The following is a 17,535-nucleotide window of genomic DNA, read 5'->3' on the forward strand; positions in this document are numbered from 1 at the left end:
ATTCCGTACGTGTTCCCCCGTAACATCACTCATTATATCAAAAGATGTTTATAATGTCAGTGTATGTTTTGGGATTTCTCACAATTTTTTTGCGATTTCATTAGGTATTATTCCAGATGACTGGATGTGAAACCATATATTTAGAAAAACTGTAATCGTTTGGTCATTGCGCCTCTCGGAACCGCAAAAGCCTGTGCCCGCTTGAAGTTCATCGGCGCTCCCCGTACAATCGTGAGTGCCTTATAATATTCGATGAACGGGAAGCCGTAGGTTTCCCCGCGTGCGTAAGCATATACATTCATGGCTCTTACCCAAGTTTCATAGGCTTCTTCCGGAATATCGATAAATACCTCGGGATGAAAATCATACGGATCCTCCCAATTGTCCGCATAGTATAAATGCTGGGCATAATGGGATGGAAGCTCGCGCTCAATGGTCTTCAGCCCCGCATAGAATCGCGCATCCTCCACGATATAGTGTGTATTGGCATGATCCTTATGAATGCTCTCCTTCCAGTGGGTGATTATTATGTCCGGCTTCACTTCCCGTATGACATCGGCTACCTGATACTTCACTTCCTCGTCCAGCGGAAGCTCCGCGTCCTTATAAGCAAGAAATCGGACATCCGCGCCAACAATTTCGGCGAATTGATGAGCTTCGTCAATCTTCTGCTTCGCGTAATCCTCCGGCGTCATCCGAGGATGCCCCTTCTCCCCCGGCGTTAAATGAAGAAACGTTGCTCGGTGCCCGGCCTGCGTGTATTTTGCTATGACCGCTCCTGCCGTAAGATCCATATCCCCCGCATGTCCGCCAATCGCCAAAATGTGATGCTGCTTTGCTTCCGTCAATTTGATCTCTCCTTTGTAGAAAAAGTCGTAGAATCTATTTTATTGAAGCGGCTTGCTCATAATATCTAACCGGCGCGTCACGTGAAACCCGGCTTTTCGGTACAAATGTCCTGCGGGGCTTTGCTCGCCCGTCCAGAGGAACCACGCACCATGCAGCCCCTGAGCCCGCATAAGGGCGAGACAGTCATACAGCAGAATTTTTCCCAAGCCCTTCCCTTGCATCGACGGGTCCACTCCAAACGGGCCGAATCGTTCAGCAACGCCCTCGTATCCGCCATGCAGGCAAAATCCAACCAGCTTCCCCTGCTCGCGCGCAATCAAGATCTGATCCGTTCTTAATTGCTGCAGCAATCCCTCACGAATCGCCCGGCCCCAATCAGGGTTAAACACGTCCGTTGCAAAATCAATCAGCTCCACCAGATCGCCGTCCTGAGCCAGCTGAAAGGTAAAGCCCTCCTGCTCGCGCTGCTGCTTCAGCTCCGCAACTTCAAGCGGCATATGGAAATCAACCAGGGAGCGATCCATTGCAACCGCCGTGTAATTCCGGGTAAAACCGCTGGCTTGCAGCCATCCAAGGCCCTCAGGATACCGCTCGCCATCGATACCCGGGACCATATAATTCGGGGCGTAAGAGGAGAAAAAAACTGTACGGCGTCCATGGCATCGAAGGAAATCCTCACCTTCCTGAAGCAGCCGCGCCCCAACGCCCTGTCTTCGCATCGACGGATCGGTATAAAAGAAGGTAATCCAGCCCCGATCCGGCTCCAGCTCGGTTCCGATCATCGGGAGTCTCCGGCGCACCGCATACAGGACGCCTACAATCCGATGTTCCAGCTCGGCAACCCGCAGGCCCTGCGGATCAAAGTTCGGGTCCAGCAGCACCAAGTTTCGAAAGCGAAGGCGGGTGATGGGATCTCCCGGCACACAGGCATTCCATAAGGTTGTGATGCCTTCTTCATCTCCAGGCCGATAAGACCTGTAGGTTAGGGTCGTCATAGCGTGTTCCCTCCTCAATTTCTCGTTATAGGTCCCGTTCCGGTTAACGTGAAGCGAAACGGGACCGGATAATCCAATCTTTTGTTCGCGGAATTTGGATATATATTCCCCAGGCTAATCAAACTTTGGCAGCTGTCCATAAGGTGTCATTATTATCCTTCATTTACCGCTGATTACTTAGCCACGGCTCCTGTCAAGGCATTGTGGACCTGGGCACGCAGCTGAGCCACGCTTGTGCTCCTTCCCCCGTATACACGGTTGGTGAGCAGAACGACCGCGAGATCAAACTCGGGATCGATCCACAGGCTGGTACCGGTAAATCCGGTGTGTCCATAACAGCCCGTACTCATCCAATCCCCGGAAGCATCCATCTTATCCCCTTTCAGAACCCAGCCCAAACCGCGGTTCGATCCTTGAATATGCCCTGTATGGGTACGTACAGCGGTACCAGCCGCAGCTTGAGATAAAATCCGTGATACATGGCCTGTCACCTCCGTATGCGGGGCTGCCGGGATTGTCCCCTGTCCAAGCCACATACGGGCGTACAACAGCAGATCGCCTGCGGTCGCAAACAATCCGGCATGGCCGCATATGCCGCCCAAGGCCCGGGCCTTCTCATCATGTACGATTCCGCATAGATGACCTTGTACGGTCTCATCATATTCCGTTGCAGCATAGCCGGTCTGTTCCGGATCAGGCGTCAATGTCGCATGACGCATATTCAGCGGATCGAAAACCCGCTGTTTTGCCGCCTGATCTAGTGGCATACCCAGCACCTTCTCAATGATGCGGCCCAGGGTGAGATATCCCAGATCACTGTAAATCACTTCAATATTCGGTTTGGCAGCGAGCGGCGATGCAAGAACAGCATCCCACATCTGCTCTCTGCTCCAGCCCTGGGCATGCAGGTTCATATCGGCCTGAAGCCCGGAAGTATGTGTCAGCAGCTGCCCTACCGTAATCCCTTCTTTACCGGTCGAACCGAATGAAGGCAGAATATCACTCACTTTTGTGGTCAAGGTCAGAACGCCATCATCGATCAGTTGCAGAATTAACGGGAGTGTGACTACCACCTTGGTCAAGGATGCGCAATCATATAACGTCTCCTCACGGGTAGATACAGGCTGACCCTGAATCCGCTTCGGATTGGCATAACCTGCTGCGTAGTACCAGTCCCTCTCTTGGTGGAGAACGCCGAGCACCGCGCCGGGTGTCGTACTTGCAGCAATCTCACGCTCTACGGCAGCGCATGCCGCTCTCAATCCTCTAATGCCCAATCTTAGCTTCGCTGCGCCAGCTTCCACATTCATCACCGAGTCCTCCCCTCCATTACAACAAAATCCATTGAACAACGAGCTATAATCAAAACAACCGAACGAAAGATATCCAACTATAAAATCTATACTAATGACATACAAACAGAAGCGGAGAAGCCTTTATAAATGTAAACGTTTCCTAAATCTTATTATAGAGCCTGTAAAATTTTGTTTCAATATTAAATATAAATTATAAAATTTAATTTCATGGTGGATCATTAAATATTTCCATTGAATTGGATATTAAATATTGACACTTGAATCCGCTTTCAATTACAATAATTTTGAAATCAAACACTCGCATAATTTAAGGGCCATGCATTCCGTAACCGCACACCGGTATGGAACAACCCCGGTTTCTCTTCAGGAGATTCCGGGGTTTTTTGTTGCCCGATTTTGTTGGAGGTGATGCTGAAGCAGCCAGTTAGCAAGATGAACCAAGATTTCATTCTCAATTACATAGGAGGTATACAATGAAGAAGTTTTACAAACTGACCACCGCGTTAGCCCTTAGCTTATCCCTTACCTTGAGCCTGTTTGGCCCAGCATACGCGGCCCCGGATACCTCGGTATCCAACAAGCAGAATTTCAGTACGGATGTCATCTATCAGATTTTTACAGACCGTTTCTCCGACGGCAATGCTTCCAACAACCCGACCGGGTCTGCCTTTGACGGTACCTGCACCAACCTTAGACTGTACTGCGGCGGTGACTGGCAAGGAATCATCAACAAGATCAACGACGGCTATCTTACCGGAATGGGCGTTACCGCCATCTGGATCTCCCAGCCGGTTGAGAATATCTACAGCGTCATCAATTATTCCGGTGTTAACAACACCGCTTATCACGGCTATTGGGCCCGAGATTTCAAGAAGACCAACCCGGCTTACGGCACGATTGCCGATTTCCAGAATCTTATCGCTGCCGCTCATGCCAAGAACATTAAAGTCATCATTGACTTTGCTCCTAACCATACATCTCCCGCCTCCTCTGACCAGCCTTCATTCGCAGAAAACGGCAAGCTGTACAACAATGGCACCCTGCTCGGGGGATACACAGGCGATACGCAAAATCTGTTCCACCATAACGGAGGCACCGATTTTTCCACGACAGAGAACGGGATTTACAAAAACCTGTATGACCTTGCTGACCTGAACCATAACAACAGCACGGTGGACACCTATCTGAAGGACGCCGTCAAAATGTGGCTCGATCTTGGCATTGACGGCATTCGGATGGACGCCGTGAAGCACATGCCGTTTGGCTGGCAGAAGAGTTTCATGGCCACCGTCAACAACTACAAGCCGGTCTTCACCTTCGGGGAATGGTTCCTGGGCGTGAATGAAGTAAGCGCCGAAAACCACAAATTCGCTAACGAATCCGGCATGAGCCTGCTTGATTTCCGATTCGCCCAGAAGGTTCGTCAGGTATTCAGAGACAACACGGACAATATGTACGGTCTGAAGTCCATGCTGGAGGGTTCAGCGACCGATTATGCCCAAGTGGAGGATCAGGTAACGTTCATCGACAACCATGACATGGAGCGTTTCCACGACAGCAATGCCAACCGACGGAAGCTGGAGCAAGCCCTGGCCTTCACACTCACTTCCCGTGGCGTGCCAGCCATCTATTACGGAACTGAACAATATATGGCCGGCGGGAACGATCCCAACAACCGGGCACGGATCCCTTCTTTCTCCACAACGACTACAGCTTACCAAGTGATTCAAAAGCTTGCGCCTCTGCGTAAATCAAACCCGGCTATCGCTTACGGAACGACGCAGGAGCGTTGGATCAACAACGATGTGCTGATCTATGAACGCAAATTCGGCAACAGCGTAGCTGTCATCGCTGTGAACCGTAACGTGAACACGCCAGCCTCGATTACAGGATTGGCCACCTCGCTTCCTGCCGGGAACTACGCGGATGTATTGGGCGGACTCCTGAACGGTAATTCACTTACCGTCAGCTCCGGCGGGGCTGCTTCCAACTTCACGCTGGCAGCAGGCGGCACGGCAGTATGGCAGTACACTACAGCGACTACCGCTCCAACCATAGGACATGTAGGACCGATGATGGCAAAACCGGGCGCAACCGTCACCATTGACGGCCGCGGCTTCGGCGCAAGCAAGGGTACCGTGTACTTCGGAACGACAGCCGTTACAGGCGCCAACATTACAGCTTGGGAAGATACGCAGATCAAAGTGAAAATCCCAGCGGTTGCCGGTGGCGTATATAACATCAAAATCGCAAACAGCGGTGGCGCTTCAAGTAATGTGTATGACAACTTCGAAGTACTGACCGGAGATCAGGTCAGCGTCCGCTTTGTGATCAACAATGCAACAACCGCTCTCGGGCAGAACGTGTACCTCTCAGGCAGCGTAAGCGAGCTCGGCAACTGGGACCCAGCCAAGGCCATCGGCCCGCTGTACAACCAGGTCATCTACCAGTACCCAACCTGGTATTATGACGTCAGCGTGCCTGCCGGCAAAACCATTGAATTCAAATTCTTGAAGAAACAAGGCTCAACGGTAACATGGGAGGGCGGAAGCAATCACAGCTTCACCGCTCCAGCCAGCGGCACGGCAACGGTCAACGTGAACTGGCAGCCGTAAGCCCCTAATGGGCTAGGCTATTTTCGCAGACTCCATATCAAGCCCACCGGCTCCGGGATTATTCCCGGAGCCGGTCTTCGTGCAGCTAACGACGCGCACCGCGGACAACAAAAACGAGCCGATGAGGGTGTTTCCCTTCATCGGCTCGATATTATTTTACCCTCTATATCCACACCCCGAGAGTAAATTGCTTTTATTGCAATGAGGGTGCAGCGAAATGCATACACAGAGGCGAGGCTTCGACGGAGCAGGCGGAATCATGCTGGAGAAACGAAGTGGTCCCCTTTATCCCCGGAATTCATCATTAGATATGATTTCAATAGAATTCCGGGGATAACAGGGATCGGAAGCATGATCCGTATGCGAAGTGCTGCACGGCCTTCACATTATGCAATGCACATGGTTAACCAAAGCTATTTACGTCCTGAACTTCACCAATGACTGCCGCAAGCTCTCCGACAGCTCCTCCAATCGCGAGGACAGAACAACCAGCTTCTCGCTTACCTTGAACTGCTCGGATGACATCGAAGCGACCTCCTCTGTGGCGGCACTGGTCTCTTGTACGATCGAGCTTGCCTCCGAGATGGAGTCGGTCAAGGTGAGCTGGGATTCGATCAGGCCCTCTATGGCATGAGTCGATTCGCTAATCTCGGTTAAGAGGGTATCCATCTCGTGCCGCACATTATCGAATACCCCCTGCGCTTCCTGTACCGAATGCAGCTGTTCGTCAAAGAGCGGCGATGCCGACGTTAACGCGTCGACGGAGCCCTGCACTTCGGTCCGTATATCCAGGATCATGGCGCCCACCGTCTGGATCGATTCCTTGGAACGGTCCGCCAAGCTTCTCACCTCATTAGCTACGACCATGAAGCCGCTGCCTGCTGCCCCGGCCCGGGCTGCTTCAATGGTAGCGTTAATGGACAACACGTTGGTCTGGTGCGTAATCTCCGACATCAGTTCCAATATTCTGTGAATCGACGAGGTATTATCCTTCAGCTTCTCCGCATTCTGAACGATTGCCCGGTTCACCTGATTGATCCGCGTGGATTTCTCTACCAGACTGTCCATATGCAGTGCACCTTCTCCCGTCACCCGAAGTACGCGATCCGCTGCGGCCTCGATCACTTGATTGGAATCTGAAACCTTGCTCATCTGGACCCCGATGTTCTCGGCCAGCTGATTCTCCCGTTCGGCTTCCATGGCGAGACTTCCGCTGCCCTGCGCAATCTGCTCCATCGCTGCCGCAATTTCGCCAGCTGTGAGTGAGGTTCCTCTTGACGCTTCTGCCAGTTCCTCCGCGGTAGCCAGCACTTCCTTCGCGGAAGCATTCGTCTGGTCAACCAGGGCTGAGATTTGCCCCATCATCTGGTTGAAGCTGTGGCCGAGGCGGCCAATCTCATCCACACGCTGAAAATCTGTCCGAACCCTCAGATTTCCCTGCTCCCCCTCTTCCATCAAACTGCACATCTGATTCAGTGGACGGCCGATAGTGCGCATCATATAGTATCCGATCAGCACTGCAACCAGAATCGCAGCTGCAATGACAACAAGCGTTACGGTCAGCAGCTTATCTGTAGCTTTCACGAAATCACTGACAGGAGCAAAGCCAACCATGTACCAAGGAGCCGTCTTCAGAGGCGTATACACGACCATCTGCTCATTCGCAGTATAATAGGTCCCTCCTTCTGCAGCACCTTCAGGAACCGTAATGGTGGACGGCTGCATTAGTTGCGCCGGATCCATATCGTGTACGATTCGGTTATCTGCGGCAACAATTCGCATTTGCCCGTTATGCCCTATTTTTAAATTAGCCAACACCTCTCCCACGGCCTGATCCTTAATATCCATCAGGAGGATGTACTGCGCATTTGGATTTTTGAGGTTTTTCAGCAATCTCCCCATTGTCATGGTGGGGCTTTTCTCATTCTCCATAAATCCTTTGGTTTCCGTAGGGAACCATACCGGCTCGCCATCAGCTTGAATGATCTGGTCGATTTTGGACTTGATGCTGTCCGCAGAAGACAATCCCAACAAACCTGTAGAATTATAGGAGCCTTGTGCACTTAGACTGGGTGCCACCAGGCGCATGCCCTGCATACGACCATCCGAAGAGGCCGTCCCGTTAAGTTTCTCACGGATACGGTTCTCAGCCTCTGTTTTCTCCCGAATACCGATGTCTGAAGAACTGACCGTAACCAGATCCTCACGAAGCACCGTATCCAGCGCCCATTGACGGGAAGTGGCTTCGTACTGGGACAGCAGGAAATCCAGCTTGTCCGCCGCCTGCATCATCTGACCCGATGTCGCTTCAGACACCTGATCCATAACTGTATCCTTGGATATGAAATACGATAACAACCCCAAGGCCGAAGATAACAGCACAATTGTTGCAAAAAAGATAACAAACAGCTTCATTCCGACTGCCCTAAATTGAAAGCGCCTTGCCATGTTCATATGTATGTACCCCCTGCGTAGCATTCATAAAATACGAAAAGACACAGCAAGCGGTTACCGGCTGTGTCTCTTCGCTGTTCTGTCTATCTTTAGGTCTGATGATGAGTCCGTTGCATGTTACCCTTTGCTTGCACCTGCCGTCATACCGTCCACCAGCAAACGCTGCAGGAAGATAAACAGAATGGTGATCGGCAGCGCGATAAGCACTGAGGCTGCTGCGAACAGAGTAAAGTTACTGTCCTGGGTGGAGTTGACGAGATCCCACAGACCAACGGCAAGCGTCCAGTTTTCTTTAGTCCGGAGCACAAGTCTGGCAAAGATAAAGTCTACCCACGGTCCAACAAACATCGTCAAGCCCATATACGTAATCATTGGCTTCGACAACGGCAGAATGATTCTGCGGAAAATCTGGAAGTTGGTTGCTCCGTCGATTTTCGCCGCTTCATCCAAGCTTCGCGGTATCGTATCCAGGAAGCCCTTCATGATCAGCGTTCCGCCCAGAGGCGCCCCTGCGGCATACACAATAATCATAGCTGCATGTGTATTCAGCAGATCCAGAGAGTTCAGCAAAATGTACAGTGCGATCATACTCATGAAGCCGGGGAACATCCCCAGCACAAGAATGGTCGATAGTGCATTTTGCCGACCCTTAAACCGGAAGCGGGATACGGCATAACTTGTAAGCAATACAAGAATGGTCCCGATAATCATGGAGAATACCGCTATTTTCAATGTGTTCATATACCATGTACCAAACAGGAAGCTTTGGGATGTGAACAACTCTTTATAGTGACTAAGTGTAAATGATTCTGGAATCAGAGTCTTGCTGTACAATGACTTTCCGGGACGGAAAGAAGCCAGAACAATCCAGAGCGCCGGGTAAATACAGCCGATCGCGATGATAACAAGTGTAATATAACTTGCCGTCAGGCGAATTGCATTTCTCGTTTTAATTCCCATTATTGGATCATATCCTCCTCTTTAAATGATCTGGTTCGGCGATAATTGTAAATCGAGAAGGACGCAATAATCATGAAGATGATAATACCGATTGCCGATGCCATACTGTATCTCTGCTGATCCAAAGTCAGCTTGTAGAGCCAGGTAACCAGCAGGTCCGTAGCTCCCGCGTACTGATAATCTCCCACAACCGGGTTACCGTTCGTCAGGAGGAAGATCAGGTTGAAGTTGTTGATATTACCGGCGAATTGCGTAATCAGAACCGGTGCGGTTGAGAACATGATCATCGGCAGGGTGATGATTTTAAACTTCTGAAACCCGGTTGCCCCATCCACGTCCGCGGCTTCGTAGAGATCCTTCGGAATCGTAGTCAGGACACTCATGACCAGGAGCATGGATACAGGTATACCTACCCACATGTTTACGATAATAACGGTGAATTTTGCCCAGATCGGATCTGTCAGCCAAGGCAGGCCTTCCAAACCGAAATATCTTAAGTATTGGTTGATCGGTCCGAACTGCCCGTTAAACATATTACGCATAACGAGCAATGAAATCAGCTGCGGAATTGCATATGGAATGATCAGAATAACGCGCCATACGCCTTTGAAGCGAATTCCTTTTTGCTGAATAAGCAGTGCAACGAGCACCCCGCCAAAATACGTGGTTACCGTTGCAAGCACCGCCCAAATGATCGTCCAGGTTAGAACGCCGAAAAAGGTATGGCTCCACGATTTCAATGCAATCAGATTCGTAAAGGTTTGGAAACCAACCCAGTCTACCAGATTTGCCGGTGGCAGGTTGTTCGGAGCAGAATAGTTCGTGAACGCCAGCAAGACCATGAAGATAATCGGCATGACAGTAAAGAATAAAATACCGATGGCAGGCAGGGTCAGGAATGATTGGGCGAATTTCCACTCAAAAATATAATAAAGGGTCTGTCTGAAATTGTTGGGTTTCACACCCTTTTCCCTTTGTTTTCCAGCATTATATGCGTTTCTGATATTGGCATAGTAGCCAAGCAGAAAAATCGCAAACAAAATCAAAGTGATAAGACCTTCAATCAACAGGTTGATGGAATGGTCTCCGGCAACCATCTGGGTTAAGCCGTTCACCTTCTCTAAATGACTTCCCTGTTCCCCTAACGATATCATTCCCCAGATAGCATCACCCAGGTTGTTTATGAAGTAGTACAGACTGAATACACCTACGATAAGTAAAAGAACGCCTTTGATCCATTGCCGGTTGTAAAGCTGACCCAGACCCATACAGATGGCTGATAATATGGCCGCTGTCATACGATGTTGACGCATGCTCCCTCCATTCTCCTCTCCATATAATCGAGGAATCACCCGCCGGTTGTTCGGCGGGTGAACTTCTTCATCTTTCTCGTATTATATAAGAACGCTATTACTTAGCAGCTCCACCACTGTTAAGATCTTTAACTTGACTCACAGCTTTATCCAGTGTTTCTTTAACGTCTTTGTTGTTATCCCAAATCTCAGCCAGTGCAGCGCCTACAGGAGACCATACGTTAGCCATTTCAGGAACGGATGGCATCGGCTGGGAAGATTTGAACTGCTCCGTGAATGCCGATACATACTCGTCATTCTTGATTTGATCGTCTTCTTGAGCTTCATTGTTTGTTGGAACCGATCCAACCAATGCACTCAGCTGCAATTGAGCTTCCTTGGAAGTTGCAAAGTCAGCGAACAGACGAGCCGCTTGCGGATATTTCGAGAATGAGCTTACGTACCATGCTTTGATACCGGAGAACGATACGGCAGGCTGTCCGCCAATCGTTGGGATTGGAGCAACGCCGAGTTTGTCGCCAAGCGCTTCTTTGTATCCGCCAAGTTCCCAAGGTCCGTTGATGTCCATAGCCAGGTCGCCGGCTGTGAACAATCCGCGCTTGATATCCGGTGTAATGTCGCCAGATTTAACGGGAAGAATTTCTTTCAGGCTAGCGTATACTTCCATACTCTTAACCGCGCCGTCATTGTTAAGACCGATATCGTTGACATCTGCACCGCCGTTACCGAAGATGTATCCGCCGTTGGAAGCAAGGAACGGATATGCAAAGTACAGGTTGCCCGTTTCGAACATAAATCCGTATTTGTTCTTGGATTTGTCGGTGAACGTTTTGCTGAATTCGATAACTTCTTCCATCGATGTTGGAACTTCTTTTACCAAGTCCTTGTTGTAGTACATCAGGTAAGTTTCAGCAGCGCGCGGGTATCCGTACAGAACGCCGTCATAGCTTACACCTTGGATGGCAGCTTCCGTGTTGCTGCTCTTTGTTTTTTCTTCGTAAAAGTCATTTGGCAGAACCAGGTTTGTAGCTACTGCTTTACCCAGGTTATCGTGAGGGAACAATACTACGTCAGCGCCCAATCCGGATGGACCGTCTTGTGCAAGCTTGGTTACTTGATCGGTTGGAGACAATTCTTCGATGGTCACTTCAACGCCGTATTTCTCGGTAAATTCTTTAGCCACCGCGTCCGTGTAGGCTCTTTCGTCCCGGCTTTCCCATACGATCAATTTAGCGCCTTCTTCTGGCTTAAGTTCCTGTGCTTCTGTATTTTCAGCCGGCGTTTCCTGTGCTGGTGGATTCTCAGCAGGTGCCTCTGTAGCAGGAGCAGCTGTGTTTCCTCCACATGCTGTAATGGAGAACGCCAACGTGAAGGTTGCAGCTAGCGTGAGTAACTTCTTCATCTTCATTCCATGATTACCCCTCTCAAATAAATGATCAGAAAATGTTGGAAATCTGCGCAAACGATTTCAGAAAATTTTCAGTGTCTCTTTTTTTATGTAGCATCTGGCGAGATACTTTGGAAAAATTCCGTTGAGAAAGCGCTTCATTCACTGAAAACATCATACAACATTTAATATCGAATGTAAAAACGTTTGCACAGATCATTTTTCCTCGAAATAGGCATTTAATCCTATATTATCTTCCATTATCGCTGTGTTTCGTAAGTTATCATAAAAATAGTTGTGCATTCGCTGTGCAATCCTGTAGTTATGCTCGCTAATTAAGACAAGAATTCGCAATAAATGATGATCAATTGAACAAACGTTTGCACACTAATGCGATAGGCGTTAATGAGGCTCCACGTACATCTATTGCTTGCGAAAAAGACCGTTCCTCCAGCATTTATGCTCTCACAGTTACGGAACGGAAGGAGCGCCGATCGTGATCTAAAAAAGATCCAAGGCAGTTCTTCGGTTTCCTCTAAATGATCACACAAAACAGAAGGACTACCGATCCCGATCTAAAAAAAGATCTGCGGCAGCCCTTCAAATTTTTCTGATAGCTGTTCTTGTTCGTTAATGAATACTTCTGCTATTTAGCATTTCCGTTATCATCTGAGTGCCTTGAGTGCAATATCCGTCCGGTTAAACTTGCCTTCAAACGTGATGCCTTCTGCCCGTTCATATGCCTTTGCCCGTGCAGAAGCGATATCTGTGCCTAGACCGACAACGCCGAGTACGCGTCCGCCGTTCGTTCTCCACGTTCCTTCCGCGTCGCGTGCGGTTCCCGCATGGAATACTATGGTGCTGTCCTGCTCGTCCTCCAGACCCGTGATAGCAATCCCTTTCGGATACGATGCCGGATAGCCGCCAGAGGCCAGGATAACGCATACTGCCGCTTCATCGCTCCACTCCAGCTCCAGATCAGCCAAGGTGCCATTTACAGCAGAAAGGAACACCTCCAGAAGATCCGTTTTCAGGCGCGGTAATACCACCTGCGTCTCTGGATCACCAAATCTGGCGTTAAATTCAATCGTCTTCGGCCTGCCGTCCGGTGAGATCATCAATCCGGCAAACAGAACCCCGCGGAACGGTCGCCCTTCAGCTACCATCGCCTTTGCTGTCGGCTTGATAATCGTTTCAATGGCCTCTTCAATAATGGATGGCTGAATATGAGGCAATGGCGAATAGGTTCCCATTCCTCCTGTATTCGGTCCCCGATCATCATCGTAGGCCGGCTTGTGATCCTGGGCTGCCGACATCGGCTTCACGGTCTCACCGTCGACAAAAGCCAGAATCGACATTTCCTGGCCTTCCAGAAACTCCTCAATGACGACCCGGCTTCCGGCATCGCCGAATACCTTCGATTGCATGATGTCGCTGAGCGCCTGCTCTGCTTCTTCCAGCGTGCGTGCAACGGTAACACCCTTGCCTGCTGCCAGCCCGTCCGCTTTCACAACGATTGGCGCGCCTTGCTGGCGCAAATAAGCAAGTGCAGATTCGTAATCGTCAAACTTCGCATAAGCCGCTGTCGGAATGCTGTACTTGTGGAGCAAATCCTTCATGAAGGTTTTGCTTCCTTCAATCTCGGCAGCATTTTTACGTGGACCAAAGACAGGAATGCCTGTCTCATCGAACGCATCGACAATGCCGTCAGCCAGCGGATCATCCGGACCAACGACGATAAGTCCCACCTGCTTCTCTACCGCAAATGCAGCCAGCTTCTCAAACTCCGATACCGCGATGGGCACGCACTCAGCCAGCTGCCCGATTCCGGCATTGCCAGGTGCACAGTATATCGTGCCAGCCTTCGGACTCTTCGACAGTGCCCATACGATGGCATGCTCTCTGCCACCGCCTCCGATCACCAATATATCCATGGATCTTCCCTCCCGGTTCATCTCAGGTATTCACATCGTTTCATTGCATGAATGATTCATAGTGCAAAATCAAATGTACCATGACGGCCGCCTTCTCGGGCTCCAAGTCCCGAAAAGGGCTTGCACTGCCACCTTGGCTGCCTTCTCGGGCTCCAAGTCCCGAAAAGGGACTTGTGCTACCTCTTCGGGAGCCTGGCTCAACGCCCAACGTCCACTTCATCCCCTAAACTTAAAGGCGGCGCCCGCTAAGCGCAGCGTCGCCTCAGTCTGTGTTGGGATTAAGGGGTCCCTTGAACTGCACCGGATGGCTGCAACAAGAGAGACTTTGTTGCCATCCTCATTAGTGTTTGAAATGTCTCACGCCGGTGAAGACCATGGCGATGCCGTGTTCATTGGCTGCCTTGATGGATTCCTCATCCTTAATGGAGCCGCCCGGCTGGATGATCGCCGTAATGCCGGCTTTCGCTGCAAGCTCAACCGTATCTCCCATCGGGAAGAATGCATCGGAGGCCAGTATAGCCCCCTTCGCTTTCTCGCCGGCTTGCTCAACCGCAATGCGTGCCGAGCCGACGCGGTTCATCTGACCTGCGCCAACGCCAACGGTCATGTTGTCCGCAGCCAATACAATCGCATTGGATTTCACATGCTTGACAACCTTCCATCCGAAGAGCAGCTGCTTCAGCTCCTCTTCAGTAGGCTCACGGTCCGTCACGACCTTCAGATCGGCAACATCCAGAGAATGCACGTCGCTTTCCTGGACGATCATGCCGCCTTCAATCGTCGTTACGGCAAGCGTGCTCTGACGCTCCTTGGCAGAACCGAACTCGCCCATCTTCAGCAGACGGATGTTCTTCTTCTTTGTCAGAATTTCCAGCGCCTCCGGCGTGAAGTCCGGTGCAAGGATGATTTCGAGGAAGATCTCCTTCAGCAGATCGGCTGTCGGGGCGTCAATTGTCCGGTTCGCTGCCACAATCCCGCCGAAGATGGAGGTTGGATCGGCGTTATACGCTTTTTGATAAGCCTCCAATACGTTGGTGCCAATGCCAACACCGCAAGGATTCATATGCTTCACGGCCACTACCGTCGGCTCGTCAAACTCCTTCACGATCTGCAAAGCCGCATTCGCGTCGTTAATATTGTTATAGGACAGCTCCTTGCCGTGCAGCTGTTCCGCTGTCGTCAAGGTACCCGCCGGAGCCAGCGGTTTACGATAGAAGGCCGCCTTCTGATGCGGGTTCTCGCCGTAACGAAGATCCTGGATTTTCTCATATGTCACGCTGAAGCGCTCAGGAAGCGGATCGCCCATCACATTCGACAAATAGTCGGAAATGAGTGTATCGTAAGCCGCTGTATGGCGGAATACCTTGGCTGCCAGACGTTTGCGGGTTTCCAACGTGGTGTCGCCACCACCGCGGATTTCCTCGATCACACTGCCATAATCCGCCGCATCGACAACCACGCTTACAAAAGCATGGTTTTTTGCCGCAGAACGCAGCATGGTTGGACCGCCAATGTCGATATTTTCGATGGCATCTTCATACTCGACATCCGGCTTCGCAATCGTTTCCTGGAATGGATACAGATTAACGACAACCATATCGATATAATCGAGACCGAGCTCCTGCATTTGGCGCTGATGCTCCTCGCTGTCGCGAATAGCAAGCAAACCGCTGTGTACCGCAGGATGAAGGGTTTTTACACGTCCGTCCAGAATCTCCGGGAATCCCGTCACATCCGAAATACCGATAACAGGTACTCCTTCCTGTGCAAGAAGATTCTTGGTTCCCCCAGTCGAGATGATCTCTACACCCAATGAAGACAACTCACGGCAAAATTCCACGATGCCGGTTTTATCCGAAACGCTGACCAAAGCTCTTTTGATACCCACGTCCATACCCCCTATATTGAATGAAAATCATAATAGCCTGTCTTGATTCCTTAGATGCTGTCGAACATCCATAATTGCAAATTATTTCCCGAGAAATATCGAACATGTCGATTCGCCACAAGACCTTGTCCGCTATTATTACAAGAGGCTATTCGGCAATCGTCACATTCCGCCCATTCAGCGAAATCCGCCTCTGAGCAAACCAGGATACGACCTCCGAGTACAGCTTCTGCTCCACATGATGAATGCGCTCCGCCAACACTTCCGCGGTATCGCCTTTCTTGATCTCAACGGCCTTCTGGGCAATAACGGGCCCGGTATCCATGCCGCCATCCACGAAATGAACGGTAACTCCGGTCATTTTCACACCATAGGCAAGCGCTTGTCCAATCGCGTCTTTACCGGGAAAAGCAGGCAGCAGGGAAGGGTGAATGTTGATGATTCGGCCGCTGTAAAACTCCACAAAAGACGGACTTAATAATCGCATATATCCTGCAAGTACAATCAATTCGACACCGCGCTGCTGAAGCTCTGCTGCAATATTCCGTTCATACTCTTCCTTTGAGGCATACTCCTTCGGCTCGAATACAAAGGTATCCACATTCGCCGCTGCCGCCAGCTCCACCACGGGAGCCTGCGGCTTGTCGCATACCAGAAGGCAGATATCGCCACCCAAGGCACCGCTTAACTGCGCATCCACCAATGCCTGAAAATTGCTGCCCTTTCCGGAAGCAAAAACGGCTATGCGAAACGGACTCATTACACCTCAGCTCCCGTGAAGGTTACGATACGCTCGCCTTCCGTCACTCGGCCGATCACGTAAGCCTCTTCGCCAGCGGAACGAAGGAATTGAAGCGTCGCGTCAGCATCCTGTTCCTTAACGACAAGAACCATGCCGATTCCCATATTAAATGTCGTAAACATATCCTTGTTCGAAATCTTGCCTTTCTCCTGCATCAGCTTAAAGATCGGCAGAATCGGCCAAGCACCGTATTCGATGTCGACATTGACGCCATCCGGCAGCATGCGCGGAATATTCTCGATGAATCCGCCGCCCGTAATGTGCGCCATGCCCTTCACTTCAATCTCCTTCAACAAACCAAGCAGCGGCTTCACATATATCTTGGTTGGCACCAGCAGCACGTCGCCAAGACGTCCTCCCAATTCGTGAATCTCTTGCTGCAGCGAATAGCCCGCATCCTCCAGAAGCAACTTGCGTACAAGCGAGAAGCCGTTGCTGTGCACGCCGCTAGAAGCCAGTCCAATCACCGTGTCGCCCGCTGCGATATTCGACCCGTTGATCATTTTGCTTTTGTCGACAATCCCGACGGTAAAGCCTGCAATGTCATACTCGCCTTCACTGTACATCCCCGGCATTTCCGCGGTTTCGCCGCCGATCAGCGAACAGCCGGCCTGGTTGCAGCCGTCCGCAATTCCTTTGACAATGGATTCAATCTTGGATGGAATGACCTTGTCACACGCCAAATAGTCGAGAAAAAAGAGCGGTTCTGCGCCTTGCACCACAATATCGTTCACACACATCGCCACCGCATCGATACCGATGGTATCGTGTTGATCCATCGCAAATGCGAGCTTCAGCTTTGTGCCGACGCCATCCGTGCCTGAGACGAGTACCGGCTCTTCATATTGGTCTTTATTCAGCTTGAACAGTGCGCCAAAACCACCCAGATCTGTCATGACCTCCGGTCGGAAAGTCGTTTTGACATGCTTTTTCATCCGCTCTACCGCTTCGTTGCCTGCTGCGATATCCACGCCTGCTTGTTTGTAAGTATCAGACACGCGCTCAACACTCCTTTTTCGTTA

12 protein-coding genes are annotated in these 17,535 nt (G+C 50.6%); 1 reads left to right on the forward strand and 11 read right to left on the reverse strand.

Features of this window, described 5'->3' with window-relative positions; genetic code table 11:
* Window positions 1–140: 140 nt before the first annotated feature.
* From WDY75_RS26155 to WDY75_RS26165, 3 genes are all read right to left on the reverse strand, one after another.
* A complete protein-coding gene (locus WDY75_RS26155) occupies window positions 141–848 on the reverse strand; it encodes a PIG-L deacetylase family protein (protein ID WP_063478602.1) in 708 nt (235 codons plus the stop codon).
* A gap of 39 nt (window positions 849–887) precedes the next feature.
* Complete coding sequence (locus tag WDY75_RS26160) at window positions 888–1,844, reverse strand: GNAT family N-acetyltransferase (RefSeq protein WP_063478601.1); 957 nt, start codon at window positions 1,842–1,844, stop codon at window positions 888–890.
* Window positions 1,845–2,017: 173 nt separating this feature from the next.
* Window positions 2,018–3,154, reverse strand: a complete 1,137-nt coding sequence (locus WDY75_RS26165; protein ID WP_006208299.1) for a serine hydrolase domain-containing protein — start codon at window positions 3,152–3,154, stop codon at window positions 2,018–2,020.
* Window positions 3,155–3,633: 479 nt separating this feature from the next.
* Between WDY75_RS26165 and WDY75_RS26170 the strand changes: the two genes are divergently transcribed.
* Entirely contained in the window at window positions 3,634–5,775 is a 2,142-nt protein-coding gene (locus tag WDY75_RS26170; RefSeq protein ID WP_063478600.1) for an alpha-amylase family glycosyl hydrolase, read from the forward strand.
* Between the two features lie 417 nt (window positions 5,776–6,192).
* Here the strand turns inward: WDY75_RS26170 and WDY75_RS26175 are convergent, their stop codons facing one another.
* The 8 genes from WDY75_RS26175 to purM all read right to left on the reverse strand — a co-directional run bounded on the left by WDY75_RS26175 (window position 6,193) and on the right by purM (window position 17,511).
* A complete protein-coding gene (locus WDY75_RS26175; protein ID WP_063478599.1) occupies window positions 6,193–8,229 on the reverse strand; it encodes a methyl-accepting chemotaxis protein in 2,037 nt (678 codons plus the stop codon).
* A 117-nt stretch (window positions 8,230–8,346) separates the two neighbouring features.
* Window positions 8,347–9,189, reverse strand: coding sequence for a sugar ABC transporter permease (locus tag WDY75_RS26180; protein ID WP_006208296.1), 843 nt, complete (start codon window positions 9,187–9,189; stop codon window positions 8,347–8,349).
* The gene (locus WDY75_RS26185; protein WP_006208295.1) at window positions 9,189–10,502 is read right to left on the reverse strand and encodes a sugar ABC transporter permease; all 1,314 of its coding nucleotides are present in this window, start codon (window positions 10,500–10,502) and stop codon (window positions 9,189–9,191) included. Before WDY75_RS26185 ends, WDY75_RS26180 begins: the two co-directional genes overlap by 1 nt.
* 97 nt (window positions 10,503–10,599) lie before the next feature.
* Window positions 10,600–11,910 (reverse strand): maltose ABC transporter substrate-binding protein, encoded by a 1,311-nt coding sequence (locus tag WDY75_RS26190; RefSeq protein WP_006208294.1) that lies wholly within the window; start codon window positions 11,908–11,910, stop codon window positions 10,600–10,602.
* A 644-nt stretch (window positions 11,911–12,554) separates the two neighbouring features.
* Window positions 12,555–13,823 carry a phosphoribosylamine--glycine ligase gene (gene purD, locus WDY75_RS26195; RefSeq protein WP_063478598.1) on the reverse strand — a complete coding sequence of 423 codons (1,269 nt, stop codon included), beginning with the start codon at window positions 13,821–13,823 and terminating at the stop codon, window positions 12,555–12,557.
* Between the two features lie 340 nt (window positions 13,824–14,163).
* Complete coding sequence (gene purH, locus WDY75_RS26200; RefSeq protein WP_036640874.1) at window positions 14,164–15,711, reverse strand: bifunctional phosphoribosylaminoimidazolecarboxamide formyltransferase/IMP cyclohydrolase; 1,548 nt, start codon at window positions 15,709–15,711, stop codon at window positions 14,164–14,166.
* Between the two features lie 148 nt (window positions 15,712–15,859).
* On the reverse strand, window positions 15,860–16,471 hold the full coding sequence (gene purN / locus WDY75_RS26205) for a phosphoribosylglycinamide formyltransferase (protein ID WP_063478597.1): 612 nt from the start codon (window positions 16,469–16,471) through the stop codon (window positions 15,860–15,862).
* Window positions 16,471–17,511: a phosphoribosylformylglycinamidine cyclo-ligase gene (gene purM / locus WDY75_RS26210; protein WP_006208289.1), complete on the reverse strand. Its 1,041-nt coding sequence runs from the start codon at window positions 17,509–17,511 to the stop codon at window positions 16,471–16,473. The genes purN and purM overlap by 1 nt, the downstream gene beginning before the upstream one ends.
* Window positions 17,512–17,535: the final 24 nt, after the last annotated feature.

The organism is Paenibacillus glucanolyticus, from assembly GCF_037333485.1.
Taxonomy (GTDB): Bacteria; Bacillota; Bacilli; order Paenibacillales; family Paenibacillaceae; genus Paenibacillus_AQ; species Paenibacillus_AQ glucanolyticus.

Coding starts and splice junctions, on each gene's coding strand:
- WDY75_RS26175 (WP_063478599.1), bottom strand. CDS start 8,229: ATGAACATGGCAAGGCGCTTTCAATTTAGGGCAGTCGGAATGAAGCTG.
- WDY75_RS26165 (WP_006208299.1), bottom strand. CDS start 3,154: ATGAATGTGGAAGCTGGCGCAGCGAAGCTAAGATTGGGCATTAGAGGA.
- purD (WP_063478598.1), bottom strand. CDS start 13,823: ATGGATATATTGGTGATCGGAGGCGGTGGCAGAGAGCATGCCATCGTA.
- WDY75_RS26160 (WP_063478601.1), bottom strand. CDS start 1,844: ATGACGACCCTAACCTACAGGTCTTATCGGCCTGGAGATGAAGAAGGC.
- WDY75_RS26170 (WP_063478600.1), top strand. CDS start 3,634: ATGAAGAAGTTTTACAAACTGACCACCGCGTTAGCCCTTAGCTTATCC.
- WDY75_RS26180 (WP_006208296.1), bottom strand. CDS start 9,189: ATGGGAATTAAAACGAGAAATGCAATTCGCCTGACGGCAAGTTATATT.
- WDY75_RS26185 (WP_006208295.1), bottom strand. CDS start 10,502: ATGCGTCAACATCGTATGACAGCGGCCATATTATCAGCCATCTGTATG.
- WDY75_RS26190 (WP_006208294.1), bottom strand. CDS start 11,910: ATGAAGATGAAGAAGTTACTCACGCTAGCTGCAACCTTCACGTTGGCG.
- purN (WP_063478597.1), bottom strand. CDS start 16,471: ATGAGTCCGTTTCGCATAGCCGTTTTTGCTTCCGGAAAGGGCAGCAAT.